14 protein-coding genes and 2 pseudogenes are annotated in these 16195 nt (G+C 66.0%); 7 read left to right on the top strand and 9 right to left on the bottom strand.

What is annotated here, in order from left to right:
• Nucleotides 1–410 precede the first annotated feature (410 nt).
• From ACZ4EF_RS00235 to ACZ4EF_RS00225, 3 genes are all read left to right on the top strand, one after another.
• Nucleotides 411–1196, top strand: a complete 786-nt coding sequence (locus ACZ4EF_RS00235; protein WP_467501907.1) for a hypothetical protein — start codon at nucleotides 411–413, stop codon at nucleotides 1194–1196.
• 638 nt (nucleotides 1197–1834) lie between these two features.
• On the top strand, nucleotides 1835–2398 hold the full coding sequence (locus ACZ4EF_RS00230; protein WP_467501905.1) for a DUF4365 domain-containing protein: 564 nt from the start codon (nucleotides 1835–1837) through the stop codon (nucleotides 2396–2398).
• A complete protein-coding gene (locus ACZ4EF_RS00225) occupies nucleotides 2395–3561 on the top strand; it encodes a hypothetical protein (protein ID WP_467501903.1) in 1167 nt (388 codons plus the stop codon). Before ACZ4EF_RS00230 ends, ACZ4EF_RS00225 begins: the two co-directional genes overlap by 4 nt.
• Nucleotides 3562–3617: 56 nt before the next feature.
• On the opposite strand, the gene ACZ4EF_RS00220 is transcribed toward ACZ4EF_RS00225, so the two are convergent.
• From ACZ4EF_RS00220 to ACZ4EF_RS00190, 7 genes and pseudogenes are all read right to left on the bottom strand, one after another.
• The gene (locus ACZ4EF_RS00220; RefSeq protein ID WP_467501901.1) at nucleotides 3618–4262 is read right to left on the bottom strand and encodes a hypothetical protein; all 645 of its coding nucleotides are present in this window, start codon (nucleotides 4260–4262) and stop codon (nucleotides 3618–3620) included.
• Nucleotides 4263–4613: 351 nt separating this feature from the next.
• The gene (locus tag ACZ4EF_RS00215; protein ID WP_467501900.1) at nucleotides 4614–4898 is read right to left on the bottom strand and encodes a hypothetical protein; all 285 of its coding nucleotides are present in this window, start codon (nucleotides 4896–4898) and stop codon (nucleotides 4614–4616) included.
• A 79-nt stretch (nucleotides 4899–4977) separates the two neighbouring features.
• Complete coding sequence (locus ACZ4EF_RS00210) at nucleotides 4978–5358, bottom strand: DUF429 domain-containing protein (RefSeq protein ID WP_467501898.1); 381 nt, start codon at nucleotides 5356–5358, stop codon at nucleotides 4978–4980.
• An 83-nt stretch (nucleotides 5359–5441) separates the two neighbouring features.
• Nucleotides 5442–5687, bottom strand: a pseudogene (locus tag ACZ4EF_RS00205) (DUF429 domain-containing protein); the annotation flags it as partial.
• 104 nt (nucleotides 5688–5791) lie between these two features.
• Nucleotides 5792–6868 carry a hypothetical protein gene (locus tag ACZ4EF_RS00200; protein WP_467501896.1) on the bottom strand — a complete coding sequence of 359 codons (1077 nt, stop codon included), beginning with the start codon at nucleotides 6866–6868 and terminating at the stop codon, nucleotides 5792–5794.
• A gap of 61 nt (nucleotides 6869–6929) precedes the next feature.
• Nucleotides 6930–7814, bottom strand: a complete 885-nt coding sequence (locus tag ACZ4EF_RS00195) for a DUF4291 domain-containing protein (protein ID WP_467501894.1) — start codon at nucleotides 7812–7814, stop codon at nucleotides 6930–6932.
• Nucleotides 7815–8433: 619 nt separating this feature from the next.
• Nucleotides 8434–8659: pseudogene (locus tag ACZ4EF_RS00190) on the bottom strand (site-specific integrase); the annotation flags it as partial.
• A 360-nt stretch (nucleotides 8660–9019) separates the two neighbouring features.
• Between ACZ4EF_RS00190 and ACZ4EF_RS00185 the strand changes: the two are divergent.
• Complete coding sequence (locus tag ACZ4EF_RS00185; RefSeq protein WP_402710415.1) at nucleotides 9020–9529, top strand: HAD domain-containing protein; 510 nt, start codon at nucleotides 9020–9022, stop codon at nucleotides 9527–9529.
• 144 nt (nucleotides 9530–9673) lie between these two features.
• Nucleotides 9674–11029 carry a hypothetical protein gene (locus tag ACZ4EF_RS00180; protein ID WP_467501892.1) on the top strand — a complete coding sequence of 452 codons (1356 nt, stop codon included), beginning with the start codon at nucleotides 9674–9676 and terminating at the stop codon, nucleotides 11027–11029.
• A 245-nt stretch (nucleotides 11030–11274) separates the two neighbouring features.
• On the opposite strand, the gene ACZ4EF_RS00175 is transcribed toward ACZ4EF_RS00180, so the two are convergent.
• Nucleotides 11275–11481, bottom strand: coding sequence for a hypothetical protein (locus tag ACZ4EF_RS00175; RefSeq protein ID WP_391042443.1), 207 nt, complete (start codon nucleotides 11479–11481; stop codon nucleotides 11275–11277).
• Nucleotides 11482–11631: 150 nt separating this feature from the next.
• Nucleotides 11632–12279, bottom strand: coding sequence for a response regulator transcription factor (locus tag ACZ4EF_RS00170; protein ID WP_355335901.1), 648 nt, complete (start codon nucleotides 12277–12279; stop codon nucleotides 11632–11634).
• A gap of 447 nt (nucleotides 12280–12726) precedes the next feature.
• Between ACZ4EF_RS00170 and ACZ4EF_RS00165 the strand changes: the two genes are divergently transcribed.
• The gene (locus ACZ4EF_RS00165; protein ID WP_355335899.1) at nucleotides 12727–13029 is read left to right on the top strand and encodes a trypco2 family protein; all 303 of its coding nucleotides are present in this window, start codon (nucleotides 12727–12729) and stop codon (nucleotides 13027–13029) included.
• A gap of 530 nt (nucleotides 13030–13559) precedes the next feature.
• Entirely contained in the window at nucleotides 13560–16157 is a 2598-nt protein-coding gene (locus tag ACZ4EF_RS00160; protein ID WP_467501889.1) for a P-loop NTPase, read from the top strand.
• Nucleotides 16158–16195 lie beyond the last annotated feature (38 nt).

The following is a 16195-nucleotide window of genomic DNA, read 5'->3' as shown; positions in this document are numbered from 1 at the left end:
CTGGCTCGTTGTGCCACCTCCCTGTGGAGACAAGGCGGCTGGGGATGTCGTGCCCACAAACGGCCCCCAGTACGACGCCGCAAGCAGTAGGGCAACCACCGCGAGCCACCACCGAGTCACCAGCTCAAGCCGGTCACCGGTCGGCCGCCGACGGCTGTCCTAAAGCTCCGAGGGTTGAGCGCCAGATCGACGAGTATGAGGCCGCGGTGCACTGCTGCTCTCGTTGTCCCCGCGGCTGCTCGGTCTGTGAGCTACACGGAGCCGTTCGGACCCGTCCCGTACGCGGCACCCGTTTGAAGAGTGCGGCACTGCCACGTCAGCAGGGCCGTGCCGTGCGGTGCCCTGCCGCGCCAAGGTCCTTGTGGCCTGCGGATTCGCTTTTGCTCACCTACAGGGTCCACAATTCATCCATGTCAGACACTTTTTGGGTCGCTCTCGGCGCAATCGGCGCCACGGCGGGCTTCTTTGCAATCGCGTGGCAGGCATATCTCGCACGGGCCGACGGAAAGGTCAACCGGCTCATAGCCGCCGACACGATCCGGGCTCGGCTTGATTCGCAGGCGCCGGCCGTGAGAGTCACCCTTTCGCCGCCGACTTGGCCCCCGCCCTCCGCCCCCTCCCTTGGCGGAATGCCCGTTAGCCCATGGCCCGACGGGCATCAGTGGCACTTTCCAGCGCAGCAGGACGGGGCCAACCGGATATACCTTCAGCAGCACCTCACGGTCACCAACGCGAGTGATCGGCGAGTCCAAGTGCACTTCGAGGGGGACCTGATTGAGGCCGGTGCTGATGGGCGCATCTACCCGGCGGGCAAGTTCATCCTGGAACCTGGATCTGAAGGTGTGGAAGTCCACCTGCAGAAGCACTTCACGATCAAGGAGCTCTCAGAAAACTACTTCGCGCGCCAGGAAAGCCACGAACTCCCCCATCGGGCCACCGGCACAGTCACGGTCGACGACGACAGGGACAATGGCAGCACCGACCAGTGGGAACTCGTTCTTACCGGCTGCCCGGTCGAACCCGTTGAGGACCGCGACGGCCTGTGGCGCGTTGCGCTGCCTCACCTTACGGAAGGCGACGGGCTGCGGACTCTGGACTTCCAACTGCTGGCACCCCGCCGGCGTACGCACTGGATCTCGCGCAGCAAGAACATCCCTCTGCCGAACCCCGAGATTGGCGCCCTCCTGCGAGGCTGACCACTGACAGGAGCATGATGACGGCTCGCGCCTGTTCCTCCTTCTGGAGTTGCAGCAGGCGACCGAGTTCGTCCGGAAGGCCGATGACGCGGCGGCCGGCGCGGGACTTCCTGTTGGCGGTGTCCTCGTTCTTGCGGACCCGCTGCTTGCAGTAGCCGGGCGTCCGGCCGCAGTCGCCACCACAGCCGTACAGGTACTTCGGACGCAGTCGGTTCTTCCTGACGCGGATGGTGCCGTTGATCAAGTCCACGTCCGGTCATTGCAGTCCCAGTGCTTCGCCTTGGAGTAGACCCAAGGGACCCTAGACACGAGCACCGCACCGTGCGAACTCATGACGGTGTGCGCATCCTCGGCGGAGCATGGGGAGCCCGATCTTCCAGTTGGCCCGACGGCCCAACCGAAGACAGCTACGTGGCAGCCCTAGCGACATGATCCCGGCCTCGCGTCACACGAGACATTCGAACATCTGATCCTCTCAGGCGGAAGTGCGCGCACTCTTTTCAGGTGTCGGAGCGCATTGAACCAACTGCATCTACGCCGAAATGCGTACAAGTAAAACGCGTGAAGACTGGATCTGGTGTGGGGCACGCCACCTGTGCGACACTGCATAGTCGGTCGATCACCAGGGGGGCTTGGTAGTGACGCAGGTGGCTTCTCCATGGGACGGGAAATTCATCGCCCTAGAAGACGGCGTACCATACGGTTCGTTGCACGCAGCCGAATGTAAGCAGCAGTTCAGTCTTGCCTACACGCATGCCATAACCACGGCAGCTCGATGCACGATCTCTGACCTAAAAGTCGATATCGAGAGAATCGACTTCACGGTACGCCAGAGTGCTAAGCATAAAAAATGGACGTCATCTCAAGTGGATGTTCAGCTTAAATGCACGGATCAAGATCTTGAGTACAAAGAAGGTTTGCGCTGGCGTCTATCCCGCGATCACTATGACTGGCTACGGGATAAGGATACTTACAATCGGAAGATCCTTGTCGTCTTGAGGGTTCCCAAGTCACTGAGTGATTGGGTAGAGTTCGGCGAGGAGCATCTTCTCCTCAAGCGCAAGGCATACTGGGTCTGCCTTGAGGGGCTTGGGGCGATCGAAACAGGTTCCACCTGGGTGGATCTACCGAAAGATCAGACTTTCGACGTGATACAGTTGCTCAATATTTTGCACCGTGTCGGTAACGGAGGCCGGCCATGAGCGTTGCTTACGGTGAGCATGTGCGTCAGTATGATCCTCTTAAGGATCTTAGCCCCGTAGCTATCGAAGCCTTTCTCCGTACTTCCGGTTGGCTACAAGAAGACCGACGCGAAGGCATCAACAGCATCTGGAGCAATGAGGGCGAGGGTGCCACTCTAATGCTCCCGTACAATCGCTCATATCGGGACTTCTCCACCCGAATGCACGATGCCCTTCGCATTATTTCGGATGTCCACAACGTCCAAGGGGAGGCGTTGGCGCTAGAGATTGCCAGCGCGCGCAGTGACATTTTGCTCTTGAGGGCCGACCAAACCACGCTGGACGGCTCGATTCCCTTGAATGAAGCACAGAGCCTGATCAACGGTGCCAGTCAAATGGTGCTGGCCGCCGCATGCAGCGCAATTCACCCTCGGTCTGCGTACCCGGGCCGTAAGCCTGATGCTGCGAAAGATTTTCTGACCGAGGAAGTGAGGATGGGGCACACGCTTCGCGGCAGCTTTGTTATCACGATCCTGGCGCGACACGACGCAAGCACGAATGAGGAATTGCCTGAGAGTCCGCGACTGGGCGATCCGCAGGGCCAGTCAGCGGAAGTGATCGAAACATACACTCGGCGAGTTATGTCCACTCTCGCAACTGGACTCAGAGCGGCAAACGAATTTCTTGGTGAAAATCCATCTATCTCAAAAGAAGCGGCAGTAGAGCAGGGCATGAGCGCCGAGCTAATCGACTCCATCGGTCGTATGGGCGCGTGGGATGGCCTCAATTCACTCGATATGTCATTCCGGTGGTCACCATCTCACGCAGCGCCATCACCGGATACGCCTCATCGAGTAGTCCTGCCGCGAGAGCAGGCGGAGCGGGCTCCGGCAGCTAGCAGGACGCTTCGCCAGCAGCCTTTGTCGATCTCGGAGTCAGTAGTGGGTCAAGTGGTGCGGCTGGAACGCGCAGATGGGAAAGAAGATGGTGTCGCGGTTATCGACGGTGTGCTTGGACGCAGCCGGAGGCGCGTGAAAGTTCGTCTGACTGGCGAAAACTACAGGTTGGCGATACGTGCCCATGATCAACGACTGCCAGTAGTTGCGGCTGGCATTGCCGCACTCGAACGACGCTCATGGTGGATGAAGGATATTTCAGAATTTCGCCTAGCGTTGGGCCAGTAAAAAGGGTAAATGCGCTACGTCTTCCTTCTCGTTTAAGGAAAGAGCGCATTAGTCGGTTAGTCCCAGACCAACTCCTCCAGTGAGTCACGCAGGAGAACTCGACAAGATCGAATGAAGTCGTATGCGGCCGAGGCGCTCACCATGGTCGATCGATGAACTGCCGCATTCTTGATATTGCCCAGCTCGGCAATAATTCTGACTTCCTCATCTTTCATCCCGGCGCGCTTTAGTCCATTAAGGATTGATGGCACATGGTGAGTCCCGGATGGTTTCGGGTCTTGGTACAGACTGAGCACATCGACACAAGCCGCCGTCAGTGCGTTCCAAGCGGCGAGCATCGCGCCAAGCGGTGATTCCGCTACGCTATCCTGAGCCCCAATAATGGCCTGGTCGTGGGCCTGCATCTTATGGATAACGGACTCGCCTCCAGGGCGAATGGGTGGCCGCCCATCGCGATTGTCCAGAGGACTATTTAGTGCTGGAATTTTTGCGGCGGCGGTGTCATCATTTGCAACCTGTTCGGCTTCTGCCCGGACTTCCGCTGCTTGAATATCGACGGAGCCCAATGGGGTGTCGACCTTTAGTTTTCCCTCCTGGATCACTTTGGCGATTGGTTTTCTGAAGCCGTAAGTCACCAGCGCAATCAATAGAGGCCAAATTGCGACTTTAATATATTCCAGTACCAATTTCGCTACGTCCACGCGTCCATCTTGCCGGTGTCAGCGTAGATTCGTCAGCCGGTCGACGATGTTGCGCATCGGCTCCGCCCGACCGTGATGGTCTGGGAGACCCACCGATCTGCCCACGAGGCCCCAGTCTCATCCGCTCCCGTTCGCCACCGTCCACTGGACGGGAAGAGGCGCCTGTTCGCTGGGAGCTGTACATCGTTGAACGGGCACGTACCTCCACATGCAGAGTTGGAGAGTGTGTTGGGGGTAAACCCTCACGAGTTCGAGTCTCGTATCCTCCGCCAGTGCCTCACCGGGCACGACGTCGCTGCCCCCCACCGTGCGCGATGGGGGCCAGCGATGTCTCCTGTCTCGGTTTCCGTCTCACCTGCGACCTGCGGAGTCTCGCGGGGCGTCCTCTTCGTCTGCGGCCTGGTCCTGAGGTTCGCTCCATATGGCGTTGCCGACCTGCTGCGCGACGTTGTGAGCATGGGACCTGCGATGTGTACGTACCGCGCGCACATCCTCGCGGACTCGCCAGGCGCCCAGCTCATGACTGTGTTCGGCCGGGCCAGTGGGGTGTTCGCCAACGAGCACGGACGGCTCGAATTCCTCGACGGAGCGGACTTGGCGCGCCTGATCAAGGAGCACATGAACCTTGATGGTCATTCCCGGACTGGTATCGCCGAAGCGGCGCCCGAAGACGGCGCCGTCGTGCCGCGTACAGTGTGGACAGGCAGCCGAAGGCTCAGTACCAGATGGCCACCGGACGACCCTCGGCGTCTCGCTCCGGAGTGGCGGGCAGGCATGCCGCAGCCCCGGTGGCGATGCGGTGCGCGGACCAGGCCGCCGCGGCGGCATCGAGTACGTCGTCGGTGGGGACGGAGTCGGCCTCGCCGAGTTCGTCGCCGAGGTGAATGCCTGCGGCGGCCAGGAGGGCACGACGTACGGCCTGACCCCGCCAGCTCTTCTTGCTGTGCGTCAGCGGAGTGCCACCTGCCATGTTCTGGAACGAGACCTCGGGATGCACCTCGTGGATACGATCCGGTGCCTCGGCCCAAGTCCTCCGCGCCGCAACGAGCTTGGGCGCGAGGCCCCACGCCTGCCGGCGTTGGGCGCGAGGCCCCACGCCTGCCGGCTGAGACCCTTACCGGTGATGGACATGCAGACGGCGCTGGCGGATGCATAGTCGGCCTCGCGCCACACAGCCCTCGGCGCGGTCAGGAACACGCTGCTCCAGCGGAGTCCCAGGTACGCCCGAGCCTCGGTGTCAGCGGCACGCCACCCCGTCTCCAGCAGTCCGAGCGGCATGTCGACCGCGACGGTCCCGCACTCCTCGGCCCGCGCAACCAGTGCGCCAAGGTCCACATCGACCAGGCTGCCGCCGTACGCGCCGTCGACTAGCCTGACGCCGACCCAGCCCTGCTTGCCGCAAGCATCAATCCCCAGGACGTTCATCGACCCCTGCCTCAAGAGCACCACTACGGGCGAATCATCAGCGCACACCATGCCTGACCCTCATCGCCGCGCTGAGGCCAACACGCCGACCCCTAGCCTCGATATCACACCAGCTGGGGCCACAAGGCGGACCAGTCGTCCAGTCGCGCAGCCAGCAGTGGGTCCCGAAGACGGCTGCGGTGTTGCTCCGCGGCCCGGATGAGATTCCTGGCGTGGCGCGAGCGGAGCAACTCGGTGCGGGAGCAGGAGCGGAGGTCGCAGCGGCGGGCGAGATCCGCCGCCGTGCCAGGGATCGCTTCCAGGCAGTCGCGGACCAGAGTGTCGGCCTCCGGGAGCACGGTCCGATCGGGCAGCGGGGCGTACCGGTCATGGAGCGCCGCGACGAACCAGGCGCGCGATTCGACCGTCGCTGCGGTGGTGAACAGCCCCTGCCGCTCGCCCTGGTCGAGGAGCCAGAGTTTGAGTTCGATCCAGGAAACCTGGCTCTCCCCTTGCTGGGCGATGCGGAAGTCGATGACTTGCAGGTGATAGAGCCACCAGTTGGTCCGTCCCGCTTCCGGCGCGGGTCCGCGACGGGCGAGCCAGTCCGACCGCTCCTCCGGGGTGGCCCCGAGTAGGTGGTCGAGACGGTCCAGCGCCGGGCTGCGACTGGCAAAGCCTTGGGAGCGTACGACTGCTTGCCCAACGGTGAGCTGTGCTCCGATCCGGAGGACGCGCAGGTCGTCCGTGCCGGAGGACAGAATGTTCCTTCGCGGGCCGGCCAGGCCGGAGACCCCGCTTTCGGGCTGCCACAGCTCATGGAAGTCCGGATCGGGGCCGGGGAGACCCCGTAGCGGCCACCGCTCGGCATCCAGCAGCGCCCTCAGCTCCTCGAGGCAGGGCAGCGCCGAGGGGAACATGCCGTAGGCCGCCGTGATCGCAGGGCTGACCGCTTCCGCGCCGACCGTCTCCAACCGGTGGACCTGAACGGCGAAACCCACTCCCCGCCACGTCCGGTCGGCCCGCCGACGCTCCCACGTGAACTCGATCAGTCCGAAATCCCAGATCACCGCACCGCGCGACCGGTACTCACCGAAGTCCGTTCCCAGCACGGCAGTCACCTGCTCCGGCGTGCTGTGCGCATCGAGGCCCAGCACGGTGCCGGAGCAGAGCACATCGGCGTAGAACTCGACATCGCTCACCGGCCGCATTCTCCCCTCCTCTGCCGCTCGACCCGTCGGGATGTTCGTCGTCCGGCGGACGTCACAGGGACCTGGCGCCGATGCGGGACGCGAGTGGCCCGGTCAGCGGGTAGCGGCGCTCGACCGGCAACAGCCGTGCGGCCTCAGCCGTCAGGCCGTCTCCGGTCAGTGCGTGGACCGCATGGCTGAGTTCGGTGACGTCGTCGATGCCCACGATCCACTCGTCGAGGTAGCGGTGAACGGCCTCGCCGCGGAGGCCGACCTGGAGGGAACGATCCGGCATCGGCTGCATTCGGAGGTCCCGCTCCGGGTCCCACCGGATGCGCACGGAGCTGCGGCGCATCTCGCGTTTCCACTCGTCGCGGGACGTGTGCACCCGGCCGTCGTATCTGGACAACACGCTGTGGGCGAGGGCCCACTCGAACCCCTCTCGGCGGATCCGGATTGCCAGCACCCGCTCCTGCCCGACCGCCGAACCCCAGGAACTGCGGTACATCATCCACAGGAACGAGGGCTTAATCCATGTCATCCGCCCGCGGTCGTAGCCGTCGGGAAACCGTCCCGCGGAAGCCGCCGGGTAGGCGATCTCCGGCGAATACGCCTGGTAGACCGTGATCGTCTCGGCGGAATAGAGGGCGCGGATCTCGCGCGTCACGACTGACACAGGTGCCATGCTCGCCATCGATGCCGTCGCGGGCCAGCGGGTGTTCACCGCCGGGCCGGCACTCATGATCGTGGGTCTCGGCTCGGCTACGGTGATGCGGTCGACGATCACGGGTGGCTGACGCCAACGCCGGAACACGGGCTGGACGAGCGGCTTGTGGCGGCGGTGACCGCCAGGGACGCGGGCGCGGTCACCGCTCTTCTCGAAGCTGGCGTCGACCCCGATACCCCGGGCACTGACGGCCTCCCGGTGCTCTGGGTCGCTGTGGTCGGGTTCGCCCACGAGATCGCCGGGGCGCTGACGGACGACGGCGCCGACCCCGACCGCGAATTGCTGGAGGTACGACCCGTCTCCTGCGGATGGTCGACCTCGGCTCCTACGCCGTGGTTAGCGCCGTACTCGGCAACTATCCACAAATGCGGATCCCCGATCCCGCCCGCAGGCGGCTGCCCGACCTCGGCCGGCCCTGGTTCGAGACGAGGGAGGAGGAACTGCGCCGGCGAACGGGAGCCGTGGGCCCCGGCCACCCGCCGCCTCGTCAACCACGACCGGTGCTCGGACGTCGAGGAGGTCTCCCTCAGCGGGCTCAGCGTCCGCGCCGGCACAGCGCGATCCACCTGAGACCTCCAGCCCGCCTCTGAGCCCCCCACCCATCCGGTAGCGCTAGGGGCACGGACGGAAGGGTTGCAGTTCGGGTTGCATTCACCTCCGTTCAGCGGCGTCCGTTAGCCGTCAGAGACGCACATCGGCACAGGTCAGGACCGTGGCGAACCCGCCTGAACCCCAGGACGAACAGTTGGAAAGCGTGTTGGGGGCAACCCCTCACGAGTTCGAATCTCGTATCCTCCGCCATTGCTCTCACCGGGCAATATGCCGATGGCCCCCACCGTTCGCGGTGGGGGCCATCGGTGTCCTGGTTTTTGCCCACAGCGGGCGTTCCCGGGTGGCCCCAGATGGCACCGGCGATCTTGCGCGCCACGTCCTTGAGCATGGCGTCCGGCACATGCAGGTACCGCGCCCGCATGCTCGCCGACGTGCCCGGCTCCCACCAAGGGCCGTTTCCCGTCGTGGTAGTCCGTGTTCGGACTCAGCGGGCCGCCCAGCGGTTTGATGAACACGTAAGTTGACCCTCACCCTGGCCAGGGTCAGAGCGTCGGCCCCAGTTGATATGGTCCATCCCCGCGGGCGCGGGGAGCAGGTCGGGCGGCCCATGAACGGGGCCCCGAGCGAGGGTCCATCCCCGCGGGCGCGGGGAGCAGGCTGCTTGACCTGCGGTCGTTCCGTGGATGTCGGCCGCGCAGAACCAACTTCAATGAAAGCCGCAAAAAGAATATTTTTCCCATGGGCCGACACCTAGTCGTCCAGCAAACAGAATACGGACGGCAAGCGAGGCACCTGGCGGGTGCATCACACCAACGGCGCGCACACCATGTGGCACAGTCGGCGATCCGCTTCCGGGACAACCTGTCTGCCCGTACGGTGCGGGTGTGATCGCTCCCCCGCCCCGGCCCCTCCTCTTTCTCGATGTCGACGGACCACTCATTCCCTTCGGGGCGACACGGGAGGAGTACCCGGACGGATATCCGACGTACGTGCCGCAGGAAGCCGGTGCGAATCCGCTGCTTGCCAGGGTCGATCCGGCTCTCGGGCGCAAGTTGCTGGCGCTGCCCTGCAATCTGGTGTGGGCGACCACGTGGGAAGCCGAGGCCAACGAGTGCCTCGCGCCGCTCCTGGGGCTGGCGCAACTCCCCGTGGTCACCTGGCCGGAACCCTCAGAGGAACGCAATCCGTCCGGGCTGCACTGGAAAACGCGCACTCTTCTCGACTGGGCTGCCGAGCGCCCCTTCGCCTGGCTCGACGACGAGATCTCCGACGCCGACCGCACGTGGGCGCAGGCGCACCACCCCGCACGAACCCTTCTCCACCGTGTCGACCACCGCCACGGCCTCACCGACCCGGACCTCGCCGCTGTTGCGATGTGGTTGCACGGCAGTTAGCGGTCCCCGCCCGGCGGTCACTGACAGAGCCACGGTCTGGCCAAATACCAACCTGCGCCGACCTATGCTCACTTGCTTGCGCTCCCCCGCCTCGTCCTACCGTCCTCCGGCTCACGTCATATGACATCAACGGAAGGGCTGTCGGTGAACGGGGACGAGTCCAAAGCCATCGCCGAGATCCTCGAAGAGCTGAGCACCACCTCCCATGTCCAGGTCCGCTCATCCGCCGAACTCGCCGACCAGGTCAGCAAGGCAGCAGCGGAGGAGGACAAGAAACGGTTGGAGGACGGGCGGGGTCCGCTGCGCCGCCGCACCGACTACCTAGCCGTTCGGACAGCTCCGCAATCGTTGGCACTCACGCCGTGGCAGGTCATCCACGCCATTAGCCTCGGTGCCGCCGCGGGCCGCCAGGGCGCGGGGCGAGGTCTCGCCGAGCACTGGGGCAGCCTCCGCTACAGCCAGGCCATGGAAGCCAACCGGGGCCGTTACCTGCAGCTATCGTCCGAGGGACGCGATCTCCTGCGCTTCTACAAGGCCACGCAATCCGGGGAAATCGGCACCGGCTTCGCTTCGCTGCTGGCCGAGAACGTCGTCAGGTCCCGGTACCCCGACCACTCGGTCTCTGTGATCCCGGCGGATGTCGCCCTCAAGGCCGGCTGGACTCTGCGCAGTTCCGGTACCGACGGCCGCCCGGAGGCGCTACAGCGACGGCCCCACTTCTTCGTCGAAGCCTGGCAACCGGGGCAGCCGTCCCACGTCCTCCTGCTCGCCTCCAAGGGCACACACAGCAGCGTTCGTCAGGTGCACAAGCAGCTCAGCACGGCCAGCGCCCACGTGGAGTCCGTGCACATCGGACCGTACGGCACAGTCCCGTACCTGCTCATCGGCACCGAGATCCCCACAAAGGAAAGCCTCGCCGTGCACGTTTTGGAGGCGCCGGGCGCCACCGCTCTCCGCCCGCCCGGAAAGCCATCGGCGCCTGATCTCGACCTCTACCTGGAACAGGAGAACCGCGCGGCCGACACCGTACGGCCCGCGGGTCACGGAGAGACGACCGTCCCCGGATTCCAGATAATGCCCGACTCCTTCGCCTGGTTCAGCTCCGTGCTGGCACGGACGGAAGCAGCCGCTCTCATGGCCTTCACTGGAGGCGGCAAGCCCACTGTCCAGTATCTGACCAAGGAACAAGGGAAACGCCACTTCCAGCACGACGCCAACGCCAACACGGCCAGGCTGCGCGACGCAGAGCACACCATCCACGGCATCGACTTCGTCGGCACCGATCACATCTATCGCCTCAACGGCACCCGAGTAGAGGCGTTCTCCGGCCTCCGGAGGAGCCTGTACCTGCACCTCCACCATGGGCGCGTCAACGAATACCGACGCGAGGTACACGACTTGCGCGGGCAGTGGCCGGACCACAGCACATCGAAGCAGTGGAACGCGGTGTCCGTCCGCGCCGATGGAACCGTCATGGCCATCCGGCTCCGGGGCGAGTGAGCTGGAGGGCAGACACAGCTACTGACCGGTCATCCCCGTGAGCGCGGGGAGCAGCCGACCATGGGCTGGCTCTTCGACTTCGCGCGGGGTCCATCCCCGCTCGCGCGGGGAGCAGGGCGGTCGCAGCTTCCTGCGCGGCGCGGGCTTTGGTTCATCCCCGCTCGCGCGGGGAGCAGTCTGACTGACCTGCAGTGATTGCGTGACGCGAGCCGCACAGAACCAACTTCAGAGAAGTGGCGGCGTCCCTATCCCAGCATCGCCCGTGTCATCACGGGCGGCGATGCGGTGAGATCCAGCGCCGCCTCCTGCTCGGCGTAGGCCTCGCGCCTACGCCCCATGAGGGTGAACGCCTGCGAGAAGTGGACGTGGTGTTTCTGGAGCGGGTGGCCGAACCACGTGTCGGCGGCCTGACTCCCGTCGATGCGCTCCGCGATCAGGCGGGCGTCGGCCACAGAACGAAGCGCGCCTTGGTGGTCCCCGGCGGACGCGAGTGGCCGAGCGGGTCGCGCTGGTCACCGGGGTGGTGCTGGATGATCGCCACCAGTCCGGCGATCTCGGCGGCCGTGGCTCTGCGGCCACTCCCTGTGGGACACGGACCGTGTTCAGTTCCCCTCCAGGCGCCGGTAACTCTCCTGAGTGATGAGGCGGTATCCGACGTTGCGCACCGTCGCGATGAGGCCGGGGACGGCCAGTTTCGACCGCAGTTCGTGGATATGCACTTCGAGCGCCCGTTCCGGGTCCTTCGCACCGTTGCGTGACAGGCAGTTGACGAGATGGTCCCGGCTCAGCGCCTGGCCGGCCCGACGGGCCAGCGTCACGAGCAACTCGTATTCTGTCGGCCGCAGTTCCACTTCGGTCCCGCGCACGGTCACCCTCCTGGACTCCTGGGAGATCCGGAGCGGTCCGTAGGCGATGTGGGAGCTGCTGTTTCCCGTCGTGACGGCGGGGGCCGGGTGTCCCGCGATGCGCAGCCGTGCGACCAGTTCATCCAGGCTGAACGGCTCCACGAGGAATTCGTCGATCCCCGCCTCGCGCCCGGCTTTCCAGGCATCCGTGTCGGCGTGCCGGGTGATGGCGACGATCGGGGCGCCGCAGGCGGCACGCAGCCGTCCGCACTTTCCCAGAACCGGATTGTTGATCGTGTCGCACTCCAGCAGAACGACGTCCGGCCAGTGGCCCGCCAGCGCCAGCTGGTCGATCCGCGGCACCGTGAGAAGGGCGAACCCCATTGGCTGCAGGAGGATCACCATCTCCCTGTGCCGACGGACGGGACCTGTGAGCAACACCTTCATGACGGTCAGTCAACACCACGCCGAAGCTCATCGTCAGCTCAACGCGGGAGGTGCCCCGCGGTCATGTCGTGGTGAGCTGGGAACGCAACACTGCCACGTCGGGGGCTGCTCGAAGTGGCCGGTTCCGGCGCGGCCGGCACCGCAGGAAACCACGGGGGGACACGCACTGATCGGGCCCCCTCGCCGAAGAGAGAGCTGCCGAGGACATGAACAAGAAGAAAAGCCGCGGACCGGGGAACACCAGGCGCAGGGGCGCTCTGGGCTGCGCGATCTTCCTGCTGGGAGTCGCGTCACTGTGCGCCTGCAACGACTCGAACATCTCGAAGTTCGATGCGGCTCCGGCCCTCCCCCGCGGTGTGGCCGCACCGCTCCATGGACATGGCTTCCCTGCCTGGGAGCACATTCGTGGACACTGACGCGAGCGTGGGCCTCGCGGCGGCGGTGCTCGGGGTGCGCGCCGAACTCCAGGCGGCGATGGCTGAGGGCGCGGGGCAGGACCTGCGGTTCAGGGTCGGGCCGGTGGAACTCGAATTCGACGTGTCCGTGGTCCGGTCGGGCGGGGCCGGGGCCAAGGTCTACGTGCTCAGCGGGAAGGTGGACCGGACCTCGACCGTGACGCACCGCCTGAAGCTGACGCTCTCCCCGCTGGACGATCGCGGCCACGACATCCTGGTGAACGGCACCCTCCCCGCGATCCCGGAGTTCTAGGCCGAGCCGACGGAAGGGACGCCATGAAAAGCAGTGGAACAAGTCGCGTGATGGAGGTCTTCGCGGAGCCCCTGCCGCGCGGCGAGGTGCGGATCGGGACCGGGACGTGGATCGGGGGAAACCTGATCCTCACTGCCCGGCACGTACTGCTGGACGAGGAGCGGCATCTGGAAACCGTCGCGGTGCGTTTCCTGAACCGCCCCGGCCTCGTCCGCGCCGCCGTCGCCTGGCTGGGGGACGGCGACCTTGACGCCGCTGTGCTGCGGGTCGTGGAATCCGCCGACAGCGCTTGGCGGCCGCCCGATGTCACCGCCGAGCTGAGGTGGGGTGTGCTGAGCGGGAGTTCACCCGTACGTGTCAGCGCGGTTGGGCTGCCCGCGAGTGTGCGCCGTCATCCCGACAGCGGCGGTGATTCCGATCAGGTCGAGGGGTCCATCGGCCCCCTCGCCGGGCAACGCGCGGAGCGATATCAGTTGGGTTTGGTCATCGCCCCGGACCGGGACCCGTCCGGCGGCTCGGGATGGGCCGGCATGTCAGGGGCCGCGGTGACCTGCGGCCGCCTGGTGTGCGGCATCGTCATCGAGGATCGGAAGAACTTCGGAAGCAGACGGCTGAGTGTGCTGCCGGTGTACGTCATGGCCCGCAGTGCGGAATTCCGCGCGCTCGTGGAGGAGGCGACCGGGCGCCCCCTCATGCTGGAATCCGCCGAGCTCCAGGGATACCTCGCCCCCTGGCACCTCGACATCCGCCCGAGGACCCCGGCCTGCCTGCTCCGACCGGAATACGAGACGGTGCCTTTCCGGTCGCGCGCGGAACTCGTCGAGCTGAGGGAGTGGTGCGCGGCCGACGGAGCCCTCTCGGGACGCCTGGTGATCGGGAAAGGCGGCCAGGGGAAAACCCGGCTGGCCCGCGAGCTGGCGGCGGAACTTCTGAGCGAGGGCTGGACCGTCGGCCGTCTCCGCACCCCGGAGCACGCGGCCGCCTGCGCCGCACCCGCTGAGGCAGGGTCGCGTGACGTCGCGGAGGCAGTCGCCCGCACCACCTCCAAGGTATTGCTGGTCGTGGACTACGCCGAGAAGAACGTCACCGCGATGCGGGCGCTGATCAACACCCTCGCCCTCGACACACCGCTGAGCCAGGTCCGTGTCCTCATGCTGGCTCGCAGCGACGGGGAATGGTGGCAGAAACTTCAGCAAGAGGACAAATACCAGGTCCTCTCGCACCCGCCCCTCGAACTGGGCCCGCTCGCGGAAGCGGACCGCGCCGAGACCTACGCCGAGGCCGTGAAGTGCTTCGCGGCGGCACTGCGGAGCGTCGAGGGCTACGCACACACCGACCTCGATCCCCTGCCGCTCGACGCCCCCTCCCCGGATGTGCTGCGTGACGGTCATCCGCTGACGCTCCACAACGCCGCGCTGGCCGCCGTGCTTGAAGCGGCGTCGGTCGACGGGAGAACCACTGGCGGGAAAGCGCCCATGGACGTCATCCTGGCCCACGAGACTCGTTACTGGGCGTCTATGGCCGAGTCCCGGGGTCTCGGTCACGAGCCGCCCGTGACCGCGCTGACCGCCGCCCTCCTGGTGGGGGCCGCAGACAGGGACGAGGCCGAACGCACCCTTGCTGCCTTGGACACCGGACCGAGCCCCGCCGCCACAGCCGATCGCCGCCGCCTCGCCGCCACGATCAGCGACCTGTACCCGTCCTCCGGAGGGCAGGAGTACTGGGGCAGCCTGCAACCGGACAGCCTCGCGGAACACTGGTTGAAAAAGGCGCTCACCGAGGAGCTCGACGGGCGCGCCCTGCTGTCCAGAGTCCTTCCCGCCGTCAGCGACCGGCAGGCAGGGCGCGCCCTGGGAATCCTCGGCCCGCTGGCCGACGAGACTCCGCTCCTCGAAGGCCCTGTCCGGGAGCTGATCACCGAGCACGCGGAGCGGCTCGCCCGACCGGCTGTCCAGGTGGCGCTCCGTTCCCGGACGAGCCGCGTCCTGTCCGAGGCCCTCCGGGAGGTGCGGATGGAATCCTTCACCGACGCCCGGGCCGTGACGGCTCTTCTTGAGGCAATTCCCCAGAGCACGCAAATGCTCGCCGAACTGGCCCTGTCCGCGGCGCTCCGCCAGGTGTCCGACCGCCGCCGGTCGTACAGTCGCCACGGCTCGATCCGTTCGCTTCAGCGCCGCACACGTCTCGCGGACCTGGCACGGGCTGAGAGCGAGGTCGCGTTCAGGCTGTTCGACGCGGGTCGGTATTGTGACGGTCTCGCGTACGCCGACCGGGCCGAGAAAAGGCTCGAACGACTGACGCGGGCCAGGGCCACAGATGAGGAGAGGTCCCTGTACGCCTCGGTGCTCAGGACCCGCGCGACGCTGTTGAACTGCGTGCGCCGACGGGGGAAAGCACTCCGTGTCATCGATCACGCTATCGCGATCCACAGGAAGCTGGCCGACTCTAGCCCTGACGGGCAGGCAGAGTTGGCGTCCGCCCTCCGCAACCGGGCAGCGTACCTCCACGGGCTCAAACGGCACCCGGAGGCCCTTGCCTCGATCGGCAGCGCAATCGGCATCCAGGAGCAGTTCCGCGACGTCCTCCCCGACACCCGGGCCAGCCTGGCGAAGATGCTCAGTATTCAGGGGCGGTGCCTGACCGCACTGTCGAGATCCGAGGAGGCTCTGGAGGCGTTCGACAGAGCCGTCCGGCTCCGCGAGGACCTCGCCGCACGGTTCCCCGACACCTACCGCACCAGCTTCGCCGACATCCTGGTGGCCCGATGCGGGACGCTGACCCACCTTGACCGGTACGGCCCCGCTCTGCGGGACCTCGACCGCGCGGCGGGAATCCACGGGATGCTCGCCTTCCGCAACACCGATGACCGGATCGAGATCCTCCAGTCCCTCCTCCGGCTCCAAAAGAACGTCAGGGGGCGATGGCCGAAGGGGGCCGACCGGATCGGCGAGCACCTCGCGGCGCTCACCCCCGACGACCGAGAGACGGAGCACCGGTTCGGGAGCGCCCTGCGTCGGTGGACGAGCCCCGTGTGCGAGCGTCCGCGCGTCACCTGCCGCTGGACCTGCTCCGCACGCCGTCCGCCTCGCACCGCAGCCCCGGCCCGTCGGTCCGCACCGGCGCCGTGACGCCCGTCGGCGTCCCGGCCTCGCTGGAGATGCCCCCA

The sequence above is a fragment of the Streptomyces sp. NPDC025721 genome, from assembly GCF_055558595.1.
This window is presented reverse-complemented; position numbering and strand designations above follow the sequence as displayed.